Source organism: Micrococcus sp. 116 (assembly GCF_902506395.1).
GTDB classification, from domain to species: Bacteria; Actinomycetota; Actinomycetes; order Actinomycetales; family Micrococcaceae; genus Micrococcus; species Micrococcus luteus.
The window spans coordinates 1-17,719 of the sequence record NZ_LR732370.1 but is presented as its reverse complement, the minus strand read 5'-3'; the positions used below and the strand labels follow the sequence as shown (position 1 = coordinate 17,719).

Genomic DNA, 17,719 nt, shown 5'->3' with positions numbered 1-17,719 from the left:
CTCGGCGGCTCATCCGGCCTGGGCCAGGACGAGCGGCAGCACCCCCTGGGCGCCGGCCTCGCGCAGCACCCGCGCAGCCTCGGCGAGCGACCACCGCGAGTCGACGAGGTCGTCGACCAGCAGCACGGGGCCGTGGCGGCCGGCGTCCGGGGCGGTGCGCAGCATCTGCGCCATCGCCTCGGGGACGGCGAACCGGCCGTACACGGACCCGAGCCGGTAGGCGCTGTTGCCGCCCGGCCCGGCCGTGGGGCCGCCGCGCGCGTGCTCGAGCGAGCCGAGGAACGGCAGCCGGCCGATCCGGGCGATCCCCTCGGCGAACGACCCCACCAGCTGCGGGCGGGTGCGCGAGGGCATCGCGACGACGGCGATCGGCCGCGTCCGCCACCCCCAGCCGGCCAGGACGTCGACGGCGCCCCGCAGGACCTCCTCCGGCACCGGGGCGTCCTCCCGGTCCAGCAGGTCCCGCAGGACGGTGCCCCACCCGAGGTCCGTCAGGCGGGCGAGCGCGCGACCCTCCTCGGCCTGTGACTCGGGCGCGATGCGCCCCTTCACGGGCACGCCCAGCCGGTCCATGCCCGAGGGCCACATGCGACGGGGCTCGATCGGCACGCCGGTGCGGCGCAGGGCGGCCTCCGCGCGCTCCCCCGCCGCCCCGTCCGATCCCGTCGGGTACCAGGGGCCGGCGCAGACGTCACAGCGGCCGCACGGCGCGGCGGTGGGGTCGTCCAGGGTGCGGGCCAGGAACTCCATGCGGCACCGGTCCGTGGTCTGGTAGTCGAGCATGAGCCGCTCCTCGGCCCGGCGCGCCTCGGCCACGCGGGCGTACCGCTCGGCGTCGTACGTCCACTCCCGCCCGGTGGCGCGCCAGCCGCCGCCCACCCGCTCGACCGCCCCGTCCACGGCGAGGACCTTGAGCAGCAGCTCCAGGGTGGTGCGCTTGATCCGCACGGCCGGCTCGAGCGCCGCCACGGAGAGGGCCCCGCCGTGGTCCGCGAGCGCCCCCAGCACGGCGCGCGCCTGCTCCTCGTCCGGCATGGAGGCGGTGGCGAAGTACTCCCAGATGCGACGGTCCTCGGGCCCGGGCAGCAGGAGCACGTCCGCGTGGTCCGTCCCGCGGCCGGCACGGCCGACCTGCTGGTAGTACGCCACGGGCGAGCCCGGCGCGCCGAAGTGCACCACGAACGTCAGGTCCGGCTTGTCGAAGCCCATGCCGAGCGCCGAGGTGGCCACGACGGCCTTCACCCGGTTGGCCTTGAGGTCCTCCTCGATCTCGGCGCGCCGCTCCGGGTCCGTGCGGCCCGTGTAGGCGACCACCTCGTGCCCCGCCTCGCGCAGGGCGCGCGCCGTGTCCTCGGCGGCGGAGACCGTGAGGGCGTAGACGATCCCGGAGCCCGGCAGGTCCGCGAGGTGGTCGAGGAGCCAGGCCAGGCGCGCGGCCGGGCTGGGCATGCGCAGCACGCCCAGGCGCAGCGAGGCGCGGGCCAGGGGGCCGCGGAGCACGAACACGTCCTGCTCGGAGGCGACGCCGAGCTGCTCCACCACGTCCGCCACCACACGGGCGTTGGCCGTGGCGGTGGTGGCCAGCACGGGCACCGCGCGCGGCCCCTCGGCGGGAAGCAGCCCGATCAGGTCCCGGATGCGGCGGTAGTCCGGCCGGAAGTCGTGGCCCCAGTCGGAGATGCAGTGGGCCTCGTCCACCACGAGCAGGCCCATGCGCGCCACGAGGTCCGGCAGCTGCTCGTCCCGGAACCGGGGGTTCGTGAGGCGCTCGGGCGAGATCAGCAGCACGTCCACCTCGTCCGCCGCGAGCCGGGCCCGGACCTCGTCCCACTCCGTGGCGTTCGCCGAGCTCACGGACACCGCGCGCACGCCCGCCCGGGCGGCGGCCGCGACCTGGTCCCGCATGAGCGCGAGCAGCGGGGAGACGATCAGCGTGGGCCCCGCGCCGCGGGCGCGCAGCAGGAGGGAGGCCACGAAGTACACGGCGGACTTGCCCCAGCCGGTGCGCTGCACCACCAGGGCGCGGCGGCGGTGGGCCACGAGCGCCTCGATCGCCTCGAACTGCCCGTCCTTGAATCGCGCGTCCGGCCGGTCCACGAGCCGACGCAGGACGGCCAGGGCCTCCTCGTGCAGCGCGGCGTCGCCCCCCGGCACGGAGGTCTCGGGGAGGCGGGGGCCGGCGTCGGGGTGCGAGGTGGCGTCCATGGCGTCAGTATGCCAACCGGCCCGGACACCGCAGGCGCGGCGGCGCCGTGCACCGGTGGGATGATGGCGGGATGAAGCTGAGCGCCTACACCGACGTCTGCCTGCGTGTGCTGATGACGCTCGCGGCCGCCGAGGGGGAACGGCTCACCAGCCAGCAGATCGCGGACCGGATCCAGGTGCCCTACAACCACGTGATCAAGGCGGTCGCCGAGCTGCGTCGCCGCGGGACCATCGAGGTGCTGCGCGGTCGGCACGGCGGGGCCATGATCGCCGCGGCCGGTCTGGACCAGCGTGTGGGCGAGCTCGTGCGCTCGCTGAGCAGCCGCGACGAGGTGATCGACTGCGCCGGGCGCGACTCCGGGGTGGCGTGCCCCTACGCCGGCGACTGCCGCCTGCGCGGCGCCCTGCACCGCGCACGCGAGGCCTTCCTCGCCGAACTCGACACCGTGCGGATCCGGGATCTGGTGAGCGCCGGGCCTGTCGGCGGACCCGTGCTGCTGGGCCTGCCGGAGATCCCCGTGACGCACTGAGGGAACGGGCCGGGGGGCGAGTTCCCGACGGCGACGGCCGGGTGTAATCTGGCAAAACCAGCGCAAGATTCGCCACCGAAGAGACGGAGACCCCCGTGCTGTCCGAGAAGTCCCACCCCGTCATCGAGGCCACCGCCGCCGTCGTCGCCGAGCACATGCCGGAGATCACGCCCCTGTTCTACGCCCACATGTTCGAGGCCCACCCCGAGCTCCTCGACGGCGTCTTCTCCCGCGCCAACCAGCGCAACGGCGAGCAGGCCCAGGCCCTCGCCGGCTCGATCGTGAAGTTCGCGGTGCACCTGCTCGAGAACCCGGGCACCCTGCCCGAGGCCGTCCTGTCCCGCATCGCCCACAAGCACACCGCCCTCGGCATCGTCGAGGAGCAGTACCCGATCGTCTACGAGAACCTCTTCTGGGCCATCGGCGAGGTGCTCGGCGACGCCGTCACCCCCGCGGTGGCCGACGCCTGGACCGAGGTCTACTGGCTCATGGCCGACGCCCTCATCAAGATCGAGAAGGGCCTCTACTCCCAGCAGGCCAACGACAGGATGTGGACGGACTGGAGGGTCGTCGCGAAGGAGCCCACCGGCAACGCGGCCGTCACCTTCCGCTTCGAGCCGGCCGACGACACCCCGCAGTCCCGCGGCAGGGCCGGCGGCTACGTGTCCGTGCGCCTGAAGGTAGAGGACGGCCTGCGCCAGTGCCGCCAGTACTCCCTCTCCGAGAAGGCCGAGTCCACCACCGAACGTGTCATCACCGTGAAGCTGGACGAGGGCGGCGAGGTCTCGCCCATGCTCATCCAGAACGTGGAGGTCGGCGACGTCATCGAGCTGTCCAACCCCTACGGCGACATCACCCTCGAGGACGAGGACTCCACCGCTCCCCTGGTCCTGGCGACCGCCGGCATCGGCATCACCCCGGCCGCCGCGATCTTGGACGCGCTCGCCCAGCAGGGCTCGGACCGCCAGGTCCTCTTCTTCCACGGCGACGCGTCCTGGGAGGCGGTGGCCCTGCGCGAACAGGTGACGGAGTCCCTGGCGGCGTTGCCGCACGGCGACGCCCGCCTCTTCCTCGGGGTGCGGCCGGAGCAGGACCCCGAGGGCGTCACGACCGTCGAGGGTGTGATGCACTTCGACGACGTCGAACTGCCCCGCGACGGGCACTACATCCTGTGCGGCCCGCTCGCGTTCATGCAGTCCACCCGCTCGAAGCTGATCGACGCCGGCGTGCCCGCGACGTCCATCCGCTACGAGATCTTCGGCCCGGACCTCTGGCTCGCCGCCTGATCCGGCCCCGGAACGCGGAACGGCCCGCACCCCTCACGGGGTGCGGGCCGTTCCGCGTGCGGCGGGGCTCAGGCCTGCGCGAAGCGCTGCTTCTGCGCCTCGAAGCGGTCGCGGATGGCCTGCGGCAGGGACTCGCCGAACCGGCCGAGCCACTCCTCGATGAGCTCGTTCTCCTCGGCCCATTCCGCGGCGTCGACCTTGAGGGCGTCCTCGAGGTCCTCGGCCGACACCTCGAGGCCGGACAGGTCGAGCGAGCCCGCGGCCGGCACGAGGCCGATCGGGGTCTCCTCGGCCTCGGCCTTGCCCTCGAGGCGCTCCACGACCCACTTCAGGACGCGGGAGTTCTCGCCGAAGCCGGGCCAGGCGAAGCCGCCGTCGCGGTTGCGGCGGAACCAGTTGACCAGGTAGATGCGCGGCAGCTTCTCCGGGTCGGCCTTGCCGGACTCCCTGACCCAATGGGCCAGGTAGTCGCCGGCGTCGTAGCCGAGGAACGGCAGCATGGCCATCGGGTCGCGGCGCACGACGCCCACGGCGCCGGCGGCGGCCGCGGTGGTCTCCGAGGAGAGGGTGGCGCCCTTGAGGATGCCGTCCTCCCAGTCGAAGGCCTCGGTGACCAGCGGCACGGTGGTCTTGCGGCGGCCGCCGAACAGGATGGCGTCCAGCTTCACGCCCCGCGGGTCGCGGTACTCGTCGGCCAGCATGTCCGTCTGCTCGATGGGCGTGCAGAACCGGGAGTTCGGGTGAGCGGCCGGGGTGCCGGACTCGGGCGTCCAGTCGTTGCCGCGCCAGTCGGTGAGGTGCTCGGGGACCTCGTCCGTCATGCCCTCCCACCACACGCCGCCGTCGTCGGTGAGGGCGACGTTGGTGAAGATGGAGTTGCCCTTGGAGATCGCGCGCATGGCGTTCGGGTTGGTGGACCAGCCGGTGCCGGGGGCGACGCCGAAGTAGCCGGTCTCCGGGTTGATCACGCGGAACTCGCCGTCCTTGCCGGCGCGGATCCAGGTGATGTCGTCGCCCAGGGTCTCGGCCTTCCAGCCCTCGATCGTGGGGTCGATGAGGGCGAGGTTGGTCTTGCCGCAGGCCGACGGGAAGGCGCCGGTGATGTGGTAGGACCGGCCCTCGGGGTTGGTCAGCTTGAGGATCAGCATGTGCTCGGCGAGCCAGGCCTCGTCCCGGGCCATCACGGAGGCGATGCGCAGCGCGTAGCACTTCTTGCCGAGCAGGGCGTTGCCGCCGTAGCCGGAGCCGAAGGACCAGATGGAGCGCTCCTCGGGGAAGTGCACGATCCACTTGGTCTCGTTGCACGGCCACGGCACGTCCTGATCGCCCGGCTCCAGCGGGGCGCCCACGGAGTGCACGGCCGGCACGTAGAAGGCCTGCTCGCGGGACATCTTGTCCAGCACGTCCTGGCCGATGCGGGCCATGATGCGCATCGACAGGACCACGTAGGCGGAGTCGGTGATCTCCACGCCGTACTTCGGGTCCTCGGCGTCGAGGTGGCCCATCACGAACGGGATCACGTACATGGTGCGGCCACGCATGGCGCCGGTGAACGCGTCGTCGAGGATGCCGTGCATCTTCGCCGGGTCCATCCAGTTGTTGGTGAAGCCGGCGTCCTCTTCCTTCTCGGAGCAGATGAAGGTGCGGTCCTCCACGCGGGCGACGTCGGCGGGATCGGAGAACGCGGCGAAGGAGTGGGGGAACTTGTCCTCGGCCAGGCGGGTCAGGGTGCCCGCCGCCACGAGCTCGTCCGCGAGGCGGTCGCGCTCCTCCTCGGAGCCGTCGACCCACTGGACGGAGTCCGGCTGCGTCAGCTCTGCGATCTGAGCGACCCACTCGCGCAGCTGGGCGTAGTCCGTGGGCGCGTCCGCCAGGGCGCGATCCGCGAACGAGGTGGTGGCGTTGTCAGCCATGGTGGAGAGTCCTCCCATTGGGGTCCGGGGCCGTTCCGTCCCGTCCACTCCGATGCGTGCACCGCCGAAGCGCGCACCACATCGTTGTGGCCGCACGGTCCTGCCATGGTACCCGAGCCCGGCTATCATGGCCGCGCCCCCGCCACACCCCCGACACAGGCCGCCGCAGACCGTCGATTTGCACTCCGCCGGAGAGGTCCTGTAATGTTCTACGAGTTCGAGCCGCTCCGGCGGATCGGATGATGCGCCCATAGCTCAGCTGGATAGAGCGTCTGTCTACGGAACAGAAGGTCAGGGGTTCGAATCCCTTTGGGCGCACGATCAGAAGGCCCCGCTCCTGCTGGAGCGGGGCCTTCGTCGTGTCGGCGTGCCTCTGCCACGCGCGCCGCCGCGGAGGTCAGCGCCCCGGAACCACGAAGTGCGTCAGGGCGGCGTCGCGGCCGTCGAGCTCGGCCCACGGCTTCTCCACCCGGAACACCTGCATCCCGAGCGTCGGGTAGTGCTCGCTCATGCGCAGCGCCGCGTCCTGGTCCGAGTCCAGGCTCATCAGCCGCATGCCCAGCTCCTGCACCCACGGCATGTGGCCCACCACCAGCAGCCGTCGCGTGGTCTCCTCCGTCTCGTTGACGACGGCCAGGGCCCGCGCCGCGTCGGCGCCGTAGAGCCGCGGGTCCAGGTAGGGCGTGGGTGCCAGCTCGCCCAGGCGCTCGCACACCCACACGCACGTCTGACGGGTGCGCAGCGCATCGGAGCACACGACGGCGTCCGGGACGAGGTCGTGCTCGCGGAGCCAGTCGCCGGCGGCGGGCGCCTGGGCGTGGCCTCGCTCGGCGAGCGGGCGGGCATGGTCGTCGGCCGCGTCGGGCCAGCCGGCCTTGGCGTGCCGGAGGACGATCAGGGTCTTCGCGTCGGCGGTGCTCATGCGGCCAGGCTACGGCGACGGCCCCCGCTCGGGTGAGCGGGGGCCGTCGTCGGACACGGGCGGGCGCGGGTCAGATGCTGTACTCCGGCGCCGCCCACACGACCACCTCGGGGTGGCGGTAGAAGCGGTAGCCCTGGCCGCGCACGGTGCGCACGGTGTTCGCGAGGCGGCCGAGCTTGGCGCGCAGTCGGCGGATGTGCACGTCGATGGTGCGCTCGTTGGGCACCTCGTCGGCGTTGCGCCACAGGGCGTCGAGCAGCTCCTCGCGGCCGACGGTGCGCTCCCCGTTCTCCACGAGGTAGTTCAGGAGCTCGAACTCCTTGAAGGTGAGGTTCAGGGACTCGCCGTCCAGCTGCACCTCGCGCCGGGACAGGTCGATCAGCACACCGGGCTGGCGCGTGGACACGGGGGCCGGCGCCTGCGCCAGGTCGGGACGGGTGCCGCCCTGCACGGTCGGGTCGCCGAGCACCTGGCGCACGACCTCGATGTCGCGGCCCTCCGCGCCGGCGGGGGCCAGGGCGACGGCGGCGTGCGACTCCGCCCCGGGGACGAGGGACTCCACGTAGTGGCGCAGCTCGTTGGCCAGCCGCGTGAGGGAGGTGCCGGCGGCCGAGGCGGCCAGCTCGTCCATGCCCACGTAGATGACGAACCCGCGGGCCTCGTTCTCCCGGGCCACCGCCTGGGGACCCGGGATGCCGTTCGGCGCGAGGACCGGCGTCGGGGCCGTCTGGGAGTCGGGGGCGTCGGTGCCACCGGCCAGGCGCAGGCCTGCGCGGGCCTGGCCTCGGCGGGACATGCCGTCGGCCCGGCGCTGCGCGTTGCGGACGGAGATGTGCACGTATCCGGCGGACTGACCCATGGCCACCACTCCTCTTTCGGCTCATGGCCCCTCCACCGCTCGGTCGGCGCGGCGGACGAGGCGTCACATGACAAGAATGTGACTTCGCCGAGGGGGCTGGCAAGTAACGTTCGCACTTTTGTCTCACTATTTGAGAAAAAGAGTCCTGAATGTGCTCAACATCACTATTCGCGGATCGGAATAGCGTCGCGCGACCGGTCGGCTCGCCCGCGTGACTCTTTCATTGTTCAACAGGGCAGGGCGCGCCGCAGGACGAACGAGTATGCGGAATATTTATGCAGGCGACTTCCAGGCATTCCATATGACGCGATGATGACGGGTCACAGCGGGCCATGACGTCCACTAAATGGACGACACATTCGCGGCTCCGCTTGACGTCCCCGCCGGAGACGCTCCCGTGAGACGACCACGGTCCCCGCCCGGTGGGGGCGGGGACCGTGGTCGTCTCGCGGCGGACGCGGAGGTCCGATCAGGTCATTCCGCCAGGCCGTAGAGCCGGTCGCCGGCGTCACCGAGGCCGGGGACGATGTAGGACCGCTCGTCCAGGCGCTCGTCGACGGCGGCCAGGTACAGGTCCACCTCGACGTCGCCCAGCGAGGCCTCCAACCGCTCGATGCCCTCGGGCGCTCCGAGCAGGCAGAGGCACGTGACCCGCGCCGCGCCGCGCTGGTAGAGGAAGCGGATGGCCTCGATCAGCGTGCCTCCCGTGGCCAGCATGGGGTCCAGGACGAACACGTGACGCCCGGACAGGTCGGCGGGCAGCCGCTCCGCGTAGGTGACGATGTCCAGCGTCTCCTCATTGCGGGCCATGCCGAGGAACCCGACCTCGGCGGACGGCGCCATCTTGGTCATCCCCTCCAGCATCCCGAGCCCCGCGCGCAGGATCGGCACGACCAGCGGACGCGGGCGGGCCAGCCGGAAGCCGGTGGTCTCGGTCACCGGGGTCTCGATCCGCACCTCCTCCATGGCCACGTCGCGCGTCGCCTCGTAAGCGAGCAGCATCACAAGCTCCTCCGTGAGCTGCCGGAAGATCATGGACGGGGTCTTCTTGTCCCGCAGGACGCTGAGCTTGTGGGCCACGAGCGGGTGGTCGACGATGTGGACGCGCATGGCGCCCACGGTACCGCCCACGCGCGCCTCTCCGCCCGTCCCCGTGCCCGCGGGGGCGCCGACACCGCCGCTAGGCTGGCCGCGTGTCCGCCCCCGTCCCCTCCCCCGCGCCCACGGCCGAGCAGGAGCACGCGTGGATGGGCCTGGCCCTCCGGGCCGCCCGCGCGGCCGGGGCGGCCGGCGACGTGCCGATCGGCGCCGCGCTCGTGGCCGGCGACGGGACCGTCCTGGCCGTCGTCGGGAACGAGCGCGAGCAGCACCACGACCCCACCGCCCACGCCGAGGTCCTCGCGCTGCGCCGCGGGGCGGAGCTGCGGGCCGCCGCCGGGGCGGGCGACGGCTGGCGCCTGACGGACTGCACCCTCGTGGTGACCCTCGAGCCCTGCCCCATGTGCGCCGGCGCGCTGCTGCTGGCCCGCATCCCGCGCGTCGTGTTCGGGGCGTGGGACCCGAAGGCGGGCGCGTGCGGCTCGGTGCTGGATGTGGTCCGCGACCCCCGCTTCAACCACCGGGTGCAGGTCCGCGCCGGCGTCCGCGCCGAGGAGAGCGCGGCGCTGCTGCGGGGGTTCTTCGCGGCACAGCGCGACTGAACGCGCCCGACGACGGCGGGCGGCCGGTTTGGGCGCGCCGCCACGGCTCGGGTAGGGTGTCCTGGTCTGGTGACGTGTCCGAGCGGCCGAAGGTGCAGCACTCGAAATGCTGTGTACGGTAACCCCGTACCGTGGGTTCAAATCCCACCGTCACCGCCAGATGTGAAGCCCGGGAGCCTCGTGCTCCCGGGCTTTCGCCATGCCGGGGCAGGTCCGGCCGCCGCCTCAGCGCGGCAGGACGGCGTCCAGGAACGAGGCCACCGCGGACCACGAGATGGTGGCGTGCACGGCGCTGGCCGGCACACCGCTGCGGAGCACCTCCGCGCTGCGGGTCTTCGCGGTCATCATGCCCAGGTCGTGGCCACCCTCGGCCACCGAGTAGAACGCGGTGCGCAGTCCGGCGGCCTCGGCGGCCCGGTACAGCTCGAGGCTCTGCCCCCACGGCACCGTGACGTCCTTGCGCCCGTGGACGACCAGCAGGGGCGGCGAGTCCGAGCGCACGTGCGCGATCGGGGAGGCCAGCCGGGTCAGGCCGCCCGAGGCCAGGACCGGCACCCCCAGCATGTCCGACTTGGTGCTGCGGTCGTCGAGGCGACAGTGCTCCAGCCGGTTCGCGCGGTTGTAGTCCGCGCACGCGCCCGGGAGCATCTGGCGGTTCATCGTCAGGAAGTCCGTGGGCCCGAAGAAGTCCACGATCGCCTGGACGCGGTCCTCCTCCGGGACCGCGTGGCCGCCGTCGGGCACCTCCCGGCCGGGCGGCGGCACCTGCTCCCGGTCCAGGTCCTGTCCGCCCGTGAGGCCGGCCATGAGGGCGTTCCAGCCGCCCGACGACGAGCCGGCCACGGCCACCCGCCCCGCGTCCAGCTGCAGGCCCGGGGCGTTGCGCCGCACCCAGCGGACCGCCGCCGTCGCGTCCTCCACCTGGGCGGGGAACGTGCCCTGCTTGGAGCTGCGCACCGAGAACGCGGCGACGGCGTAGCCGTGCGGGACCAGGCCGCGGGCGACGTCGACACCGTCGCTGTAGCCGCGATCGCTGCGCCAGCCGGAGCCCGCGTTCCACACGAGGACCGGGAACGGGCCCTGGCCCGGCGGCCGGTACACGTCGATGCGTCCGGCGCGCCCGGGCAGGGCCGCGTACGTGTGCCCGGTGGAGCTGCGCATGCCGTACAGGGCCGTCGCGTTGGCGCCCAGCGGCCCGGCGGGCGCGCCGGCCAGGTCGGTGACGACGGCCACCCCGCCCACCGCGAGGGCGCCGACCCCGAGGCCGAGCGCGGCGCGGCGGGACACCCGCGGGGACCGTGCGGTCGACGTCATGGGCCCCCTTCCGGTGCGGAGCCAGGCACCCCGCCCCGGCGAGCGTAACCGAGCGGCGGGGGCCGACCCCCGTACCGTGTCCGCGGCCGGTGCGATCATGGGGCCATGTCTGTTCGGGTGCTGGCCATCGGCAAGAAGCATGAGGCGTGGGTCGTCGACGGGATCGACCGCTACGAGCGGCGCCTCAAGAAGCCCTACGACCTCTCGTGGCGTCTGCTGCCGCACTCCGCGCGGCAGGAGGAGGCGGCGCGCACGGAGGAGTCGGACCGGATCCTGGGCGCGGTCGGCGCGGACGAGCACCTGATCCTGCTGGACGAGCGGGGGACGGCGTTCGACTCGCCGGGTCTGGCGCGGCACCTGCAGAGCCGGTTCGACGTCGGCGCCCCGGTGACGATGGTGATCGGAGGCGCGTACGGGGTGGACGCCCGGGTCCACGCCCGCGCGGACCGCGTCTGGTCCCTGTCCCCGCTCGTCTTCCCGCACCAGCTCGTGCGGCTGATCCTGGCGGAGCAGGTCTACCGAGCCCAGGAGATCTCCGCCGGCCGACCGTACCACCACGCATGAGCGGGCCCGCGGAGACCGCAGCGGGCACGGCCACGCCCGCGGCCGACGTCGTCCTGGGCCGGTTCACCGAGCCCACGCGCGCCTGGTTCACGGGCGCGTTCGAGGCCCCGACGCCGGCCCAGCTCGGCGCGTGGGACGCGATCTCCTCCGGGCGGCACGCACTGGTGATCGCGCCGACCGGCTCAGGCAAGACCCTCTCCTCCTTCCTCTGGGCGCTCGACTCGTTCGTGCGCGAGCCCGCCGCCGAGGGGACGGCGGCCACCCGCGTCCTCTACGTCTCGCCGCTGAAGGCGCTCGGCGTGGACGTGGAGCGGAACCTGCGGGCCCCGCTGGTGGGCATCACACAGACCGCCGCACACCAGGGCAGGCCCGTGCCGCGCGTCCGGGTGGGTGTGCGCTCCGGAGACACCCCGGCGGCCGAGCGACGGCGCCTGCAGCAGGATCCGCCGGACATCCTCATCACCACGCCCGAGTCGCTGTACCTCATGCTCACCTCGCAGGCCCGAGCGGCGCTGGCCGGGGTCCGCACGGTGATCGTGGACGAGGTGCACGCCGTGGCCGGGACCAAGCGCGGCGCCCACCTGGCCGTCTCCCTCGAGCGCCTGGACGCCCTGCTGGACACGCCGGTGCAGCGGATCGGCCTGTCCGCCACGGTCGAGCCGGCCGCCGAGGTGGCCCGGTTCCTCGGCGGCACGCAGCCGGTGACGGTGGTGCGGCCCGCCTCGGCCAAGCGCTGGGACCTGACGGTCACGGTGCCGGTGCCGGACCTGACGGACCTCTCCTCCCCCGCCGCAGCCCACGACCTGGGGCCCGGCTCCTCGACGGGCGGGCTCGGCGACGAGGGCGCGGTGACGGGCGGGTCCATCTGGCCGCACGTCGAGGAGCGGATCGTGGACCTGGTGGCCGAGCGGCGTTCCACGCTCGTGTTCGCCAACTCCCGGCGCCTGGCCGAGCGCCTCACCGGTCGGCTCAACGAGATCTGGGAGGCCCGCGCCGAGGCGGCCGCCGCGGCCGAGCACCCGGACGCCGTCCCCGGCTTCCGCACACCGGACCCGACCGGCTTCCACGGCCCCGCCCAGGTGGCCGGGCAGACCGGCACCGGATCGGGCACCGTCTCCGACTTCGCCCGCGCCCACCACGGCTCCGTGTCCAAGGAGCAGCGCGCCATCGTCGAGGAGGCGCTGAAGACCGGCCAGATCCGCTGCGTCGTGGCCACGAGCTCGCTCGAGCTGGGCATCGACATGGGCGCGGTGGACCAGGTGATCCAGGTCGAGTCGCCGCCCTCGGTAGCCTCCGGTCTGCAACGCGTGGGCCGCGCCGGCCACCAGGTGGGTGAGGTCTCCCGCGGCGTGTTCTTCCCCAAGCACCGGGGCGACCTCGTGGACACCGCCGTCGTGGCCGAGCGCATGACGGCCGGGCGCATCGAGTCGCTGCGGATCCCCGCCAACCCGCTGGACATCCTCGCCCAGCAGACCGTGGCCGCCGTCGCCGTCGCGGACCTGGACGCGCAGGAGTGGTTCGACCTCGTGCGCCGGTCCGCGCCGTTCGCCACGCTGCCGTTCTCCGCCTACGAGTCCGTGCTCGACCTGCTGGCCGGCCGCTACCCCTCGGACGAGTTCGCCGAGCTGCGCCCGCGCATCCTGTGGGACCGGGAGAACGGCACGCTCGCCGCCCGCCCCGGCGCCCAGCGCCTCGCGGTCACCTCGGGCGGCACCATCCCGGACCGCGGCCTGTTCGGGGTGTTCCTGGCCTCCGACGGCGGCGCGGACGGCACCCCCGGCGGCGCGGCGGCCGGGGACACGGCCGAGTCGGCGGGCTCCGCGTCCGCGGGCTCGGCCCGCTCCGGCGGGCGCCGGGTCGGCGAGCTCGACGAGGAGATGGTCTACGAGTCCCGCGTGGGGGACGTCATCCTGCTGGGCGCCACGAGCTGGCGCATCGTGGACATCACCGCGGACCGCGTCCTGGTGCTGCCCGCCTACGGGCAGCCCGGCAAGCTCCCGTTCTGGCGGGGCGACGCCGCGGGCCGGCCGGCGGAGCTGGGCGACGCCGTCGGGCGCTTCCGCCGCGAGCTGGACGCGGACCCCGAGGCCGGCCGCACCCGCCTGGCCGCCGCGGGCCTGGACCCGTGGGCGCAGGACAACCTGCTGGCCTACCTGAAGGACCAGCGCGAGGCCACCGGGGTGCTGCCCACCGAGCAGACGCTCGTGGTGGAGCGGTTCACGGACGAGCTCGGCGACTGGCGCGTGGTGCTGCACTCCCCCTACGGCATGGCGGTGCACGCCCCGTGGGCGCTCGCGGTGGGGGCGCGGCTGGCGCAGCGGTACGGGCTGGAGACCGGCTCGGGCGCGGCGATGGCGGCCGACGACGGGATCGTGCTGCGCATCCCGCTGATGGACGCGGAGCCGCCGGGCGCGGAACTGTTCGAGTTCACGGCCGAGGAGCTGGACGAGATCGTCACGGCGGAAGTCGGCGGGTCCGCGCTGTTCGCGGCCCGGTTCCGGGAGAACGCGGCCCGGTCCCTGCTGCTGCCGCGCCGTGACCCCGGGCGGCGGACCCCCCTGTGGCAGCAGCGGCAGCGGTCCGCGCAGCTGCTGGACGTGGCGCGGAAGCACCCGCGGTTCCCCGTGATCCTGGAGACCGTGCGCGAGGTGCTCCAGGACGTCTACGACCTCCCGGCGCTCAAGGAGCTCGCGGGGCGGGTGTCCTCGCGGGCCGTCCGGCTCGTGGAGGTCACGACGACGGCGCCCTCGCCGTTCAGCCAGTCCATCCTGTTCGGCTACATCGCCCAGTTCATCTACGAGGGCGACTCCCCGCTGGCCGAGCGCCGCGCCGCCGCGCTCTCCCTCGACCCGGCACTGCTGTCCGAGCTGCTGGGCACGGAGGAGCTGCGCGAGCTGCTGGACGCCGGGGTCATCGCGGAGGTCGAGGCCCAGCTGCAGCGGCTCGCGCCCGACCGGCGCGCCCGCGGGGTCGAGGGCGTGGCGGACCTGCTGCGCCTGCTGGGCCCGCTGTCCGCGGCGGAGGCCGCGCGGCGCACCCGGGCCGAAGGGGAGACGGAGGAGGCCGCGGACGAGGCCGCCGTCGCCGGCATGCTGGCGGAGCTCGAGCGCGCCGGCCGCGCGTTCCGCCTGCGCCAGGACGGGGTCGAGCGGTTCGCCGCCGTCGAGGACGCCGCCCGCCTGCGGGACGCGCTCGGCACGCCGATCCCGCACGGAGTGCCCACCGCATTCCTCGACCCGGTCGACGACCCGCTCGGGGACCTCGTGGGCCGCTACGCCCGCACCCACGGCCCCTTCACCGCCGCCGAGGCGGGGGCCGCGCTGGGACTGGGCGGCGCCGTCGTGCTCTCGGTGCTGCAGCGTCTGGCCACCGAGCGCCGCGTGAGCACGGGCGCGTTCCGGCCGGAGGGCACCCCCGGGGCCGCCGGCCTGGACGCCGAGTGGTGCGACGCCGAGGTGCTGCGGCGGATCCGCATGCGCTCCCTCGCCGCGCTGCGCGCCGAGGTCGAGCCGGTGGACCAGGCCGCGTACGCCCGGTTCCTCGCCGACTGGCAGCACCTGCGGCCGCGGACGGGGCGCGACGGGGCCTGGCGGCCGCCGGCCACGCTCGAGGGCGTGGACGGGGTGGCCACCGTCCTGGACCAGCTGGCCGGCACGCCCCTGCCCGCGAGCGCGTGGGAGTCCCTCGTGCTGCCCGCCCGTGTGCGGGACTACGCCCCCGCCCTGCTCGACGAGCTGCTGGCCACGGGCGAGTACGTGTGGTCGGGCGTCGGGGAGGCCGCCGGCAACGACGGCTGGGTGGCCCTGCACCCCGCCGACGCCGTGGACCTCACGCTGCGCCTGCCCGAGCCCGCCGAGGCGACGCCGGCCGACGCCGCCCTGCGCGCGGCCGTGCTGGAGGTGCTCGCCGGCGGTGGGGCCTGGTTCTTCCCGCAGCTCGTGGAGCGGGTGCGGGCGGCGCAGGCGGCGGGCGACGACGGCGACGCGGGTGGCGCAGGCGGGGCGGGCGGGCCCGACCCGCACCGCGACCCGGCCGACCTGGCCCGCGGCCCCGCGGTGCTGGGCGCGCTGTGGGGCCTGGTGTGGGACGGCCGGGTCGGCAACGACACGTTCGCCCCCGTCCGCGGCCTGCTCTCGCTCGGCAAGACCGCGCACCGCACCGGGCGGCAGACGCCGCGGGCCCGCACCGCGCGGACGGGCGGGGCCGCGGGGGCGGCGGCCGGGCGCGGGCTCGGCGGACGGCTGGCCGGGGTGCGCGGGCGTGGCCGGTACGCGGGGCTCGCCTCGCCCGAGGGCGGCGCCCGGGGCTCGGCCGGTCTCACGGCGGGGACCGTCGGGCTCTCGGCCGCCGAGCAGGCCCGCTCGGCCGGCCGCTGGTCCCTGCTGCCCGCCGCCGAGCAGGACCCCACGATCCGCGCCCACGCCACCGCCGAGCTGCTGCTGGACCGGTACGGCGTGATCACGCGCGGCTCCGTGGTGGCCGAGGAGGTCCCCGGCGGGTTCGCGGGGCAGTACCGGCTGCTCACCCGAATGGAGGACGCGGGCCAGGTGCGCCGCGGCCACTTCGTCGACGGGCTGGGCGGCGCGCAGTTCTCCACCGGCGCGGTGGTGGATCGGCTGCGCGGGTTCCAGCGGGACGAGGAGGACGCCGCCGTCGACGCCGCCCCGCTCGCCCTCGCCCTGGCCGCGACGGATCCGGCGAACCCCTACGGCGCCGCGCTGGACTGGCCGTCCGTGCCGGCCGGGCCGGACGGCGTCGTGCCCACGGGCCACCGCCCGGGCCGGAAGGCGGGCGCCGTCGTCGTGCTGATCGCGGGGCGGCTGGCCCTCTACATGGAGCGCGGCGGGCGCACGCTGCTCGCGTTCACGGAGGATCCGGGCGAGCTGCGGGCCGCGGCGGAGGCGCTCGTGTGGGCGCTGCGCACCGGCCGCACCGAGCGGCTGAGCCTGGAGAAGGTCAACGGCGGGCCCGTGCTCGGCACGCCGCTGGCCGAGGCGCTGCTGGCCGCGGGGTTCTACTCGAGCCCATCGGGCATCCGGTTCCGGAACTGAGAACTCGTGTCCGTCTGTCCGTCCGCAACGCGGGTTGAGTTGTCACGGGTCCCGCCGTCGAACACCCGCGACAACCCAACCCGCGTTGCCCGGGGTGGCCCTGTCGCGGAGGCGGGGCCCGGGGGTAGGTTCGGCCCATGAGCATCGACGCCGCCCCGCCCGAGGACGTGGGCACCGCCCCCACGGGCACGTCCCCCGCCCCCGAGGCCCTCGAGGACTCCCTGCCGCATCCCTCAGACCCCTCCGTCACCCCGTTCCTCCTGTTCGAGGGTGACGCCGGTGCGGCCATGGACGCCTACCTCACCGCGTTCGTGGAGCACCTGCCGGTCACCGAGGTCCGCCGGGACCTCTTCGACGACTCCTCCCCGCGCGGCGCCGAATGGGCGGGCAAGGTCCTGCACGGCGAGCTCGAGATCGCCGGCCAGCGGCTGCGCTTCTTCGACTCCTTCACCCCGCACGGGTTCACATTCACCCCGGCCATCAGCCTGTTCGTCGAGCTGCCGGACGCCACCGCGGTGGACGCGGTCCACGACGCGCTCCTCGCCGGCGGTGGCCGTGACTGCATGCCGCCCGACGACTACGGCTTCTCCCGCCGCTTCGCGTGGGTCGGGGACCGCTTCGGCGTGACCTGGCAGCTCAACGCGGCCTGAGCCGGTGACGGCCCGTGCCTGAAGGCGACTCCCTCGTCCGCGTCGCGCATCGGCTCCGCCCCGTGCTCGAGGGCCGGCCCCTGACGCACGCGGATCTGCGCGTGCCCCGCCACGCCACCGCGGACCTGACCGGCTGGACGGTGGCCGAGGTCCTGCCGCGCGCCAAGTACCTGCTGATGCGGCTGACCCCGCCCGCGGCCCGCCCCGGGGCCCGGCCGCTCACCCTGATCTCGCACCTGAAGATGGAGGGGCGCTGGCTCGTCTCCGCCCTCGACGCGCGGTGGGGTGCCCCCGCCTGGCAGGTGCGGGCGGTGCTGGAGACGGCGGAGCACCGCGTGCTCGGCGCCCAGCTGGGCCTGCTCACCCTCGTGCCCACCGCCGACGAGGCCGCCGTCCTCGGCCACCTCGGCCCCGACCTGCTGGACCCGGCCTGGGACACGCCCGACGACGGCGCCGCGCTGCTCGCCGAGGGCATGCGGCGGCTCACGGCCCGGCCCGAGCGGCCGGTCGGCCTGGCCCTGCTCGACCAGCGGCTCGTCTCCGGGATCGGCAACATCTACCGCTGCGAGACCCTCCTGCTGGCCGGCATCGACCCGCACCGGCCGATCGGCGAGGTCGAGGACGTCGCCGGACTCGTGCTGCTCGCCCGGGACCTGCTGCGCGCCAACGCCCCGCCCGCCGCCCCCGCCGCGGGCGGGACGTTGGCGCGCAGCAGGTCCCGGGCG

The 17,719-nt window shown here is 74.5% G+C and carries 13 protein-coding genes and 2 tRNA genes; 9 read left to right on the top strand and 6 right to left on the bottom strand.

Going from position 1 to position 17,719, the window contains the following annotated elements; translation table 11 throughout:
- Positions 1-9: 9 nt before the first annotated feature.
- A complete protein-coding gene (locus tag CITRIK5_RS00075; RefSeq protein WP_159832833.1) occupies positions 10-2,205 on the bottom strand; it encodes a RecQ family ATP-dependent DNA helicase in 2,196 nt (731 codons plus the stop codon).
- 71 nt (positions 2,206-2,276) lie between these two features.
- Here CITRIK5_RS00075 and CITRIK5_RS00070 point away from each other — a divergent pair, with 71 nt between their 5' ends.
- Complete coding sequence (locus CITRIK5_RS00070; RefSeq protein WP_041102859.1) at positions 2,277-2,735, top strand: Rrf2 family transcriptional regulator; 459 nt, start codon at positions 2,277-2,279, stop codon at positions 2,733-2,735.
- Between the two features lie 95 nt (positions 2,736-2,830).
- On the top strand, positions 2,831-4,021 hold the full coding sequence (locus tag CITRIK5_RS00065; RefSeq protein ID WP_041102857.1) for a globin domain-containing protein: 1,191 nt from the start codon (positions 2,831-2,833) through the stop codon (positions 4,019-4,021).
- A 68-nt stretch (positions 4,022-4,089) separates the two neighbouring features.
- Here the strand turns inward: CITRIK5_RS00065 and CITRIK5_RS00060 are convergent, their stop codons facing one another.
- Positions 4,090-5,934 (bottom strand): phosphoenolpyruvate carboxykinase (GTP), encoded by a 1,845-nt coding sequence (locus tag CITRIK5_RS00060; protein ID WP_123244172.1) that lies wholly within the window; start codon positions 5,932-5,934, stop codon positions 4,090-4,092.
- Positions 5,935-6,178: 244 nt separating this feature from the next.
- On the opposite strand from CITRIK5_RS00060, the gene CITRIK5_RS00055 reads away from it, so the two are divergent.
- Positions 6,179-6,252: transfer RNA gene (locus tag CITRIK5_RS00055), tRNA-Arg, on the top strand.
- Positions 6,253-6,331: 79 nt separating this feature from the next.
- Here the strand turns inward: CITRIK5_RS00055 and CITRIK5_RS00050 are convergent.
- The 3 genes from CITRIK5_RS00050 to upp all read right to left on the bottom strand — a co-directional run bounded on the left by CITRIK5_RS00050 (position 6,332) and on the right by upp (position 8,825).
- Positions 6,332-6,856 carry a histidine phosphatase family protein gene (locus CITRIK5_RS00050; protein WP_002854135.1) on the bottom strand — a complete coding sequence of 175 codons (525 nt, stop codon included), beginning with the start codon at positions 6,854-6,856 and terminating at the stop codon, positions 6,332-6,334.
- Positions 6,857-6,926: 70 nt separating this feature from the next.
- Positions 6,927-7,715, bottom strand: coding sequence for a winged helix-turn-helix domain-containing protein (locus CITRIK5_RS00045; RefSeq protein WP_036316068.1), 789 nt, complete (start codon positions 7,713-7,715; stop codon positions 6,927-6,929).
- A gap of 474 nt (positions 7,716-8,189) precedes the next feature.
- Positions 8,190-8,825, bottom strand: a complete 636-nt coding sequence (gene upp, locus CITRIK5_RS00040; RefSeq protein ID WP_010079486.1) for a uracil phosphoribosyltransferase — start codon at positions 8,823-8,825, stop codon at positions 8,190-8,192.
- 83 nt (positions 8,826-8,908) lie between these two features.
- Between upp and CITRIK5_RS00035 the strand changes: the two genes are divergently transcribed.
- On the top strand, positions 8,909-9,415 hold the full coding sequence (locus CITRIK5_RS00035) for a nucleoside deaminase (RefSeq protein WP_036383689.1): 507 nt from the start codon (positions 8,909-8,911) through the stop codon (positions 9,413-9,415).
- A 68-nt stretch (positions 9,416-9,483) separates the two neighbouring features.
- Positions 9,484-9,574: transfer RNA gene (locus tag CITRIK5_RS00030), tRNA-Ser, on the top strand.
- A gap of 66 nt (positions 9,575-9,640) precedes the next feature.
- Here the strand turns inward: CITRIK5_RS00030 and CITRIK5_RS00025 are convergent.
- Positions 9,641-10,729 carry an alpha/beta hydrolase gene (locus CITRIK5_RS00025; RefSeq protein ID WP_159832831.1) on the bottom strand — a complete coding sequence of 363 codons (1,089 nt, stop codon included), beginning with the start codon at positions 10,727-10,729 and terminating at the stop codon, positions 9,641-9,643.
- A gap of 105 nt (positions 10,730-10,834) precedes the next feature.
- Between CITRIK5_RS00025 and CITRIK5_RS00020 the strand changes: the two genes are divergently transcribed.
- From CITRIK5_RS00020 to CITRIK5_RS00005, 4 genes are all read left to right on the top strand, one after another.
- Positions 10,835-11,293 (top strand): 23S rRNA (pseudouridine(1915)-N(3))-methyltransferase RlmH, encoded by a 459-nt coding sequence (locus tag CITRIK5_RS00020; RefSeq protein WP_174232859.1) that lies wholly within the window; start codon positions 10,835-10,837, stop codon positions 11,291-11,293.
- Positions 11,290-16,344, top strand: coding sequence for an ATP-dependent helicase (locus CITRIK5_RS00015; RefSeq protein ID WP_159832829.1), 5,055 nt, complete (start codon positions 11,290-11,292; stop codon positions 16,342-16,344). Before CITRIK5_RS00020 ends, CITRIK5_RS00015 begins: the two co-directional genes overlap by 4 nt.
- Before the next feature lie 137 nt (positions 16,345-16,481).
- Positions 16,482-16,994, top strand: a complete 513-nt coding sequence (locus CITRIK5_RS00010) for a VOC family protein (RefSeq protein ID WP_061867523.1) — start codon at positions 16,482-16,484, stop codon at positions 16,992-16,994.
- Between the two features lie 14 nt (positions 16,995-17,008).
- On the top strand, positions 17,009-17,719 hold a 711-nt coding region (locus CITRIK5_RS00005; protein ID WP_159832827.1), incomplete at its 3' end, for a DNA-formamidopyrimidine glycosylase family protein.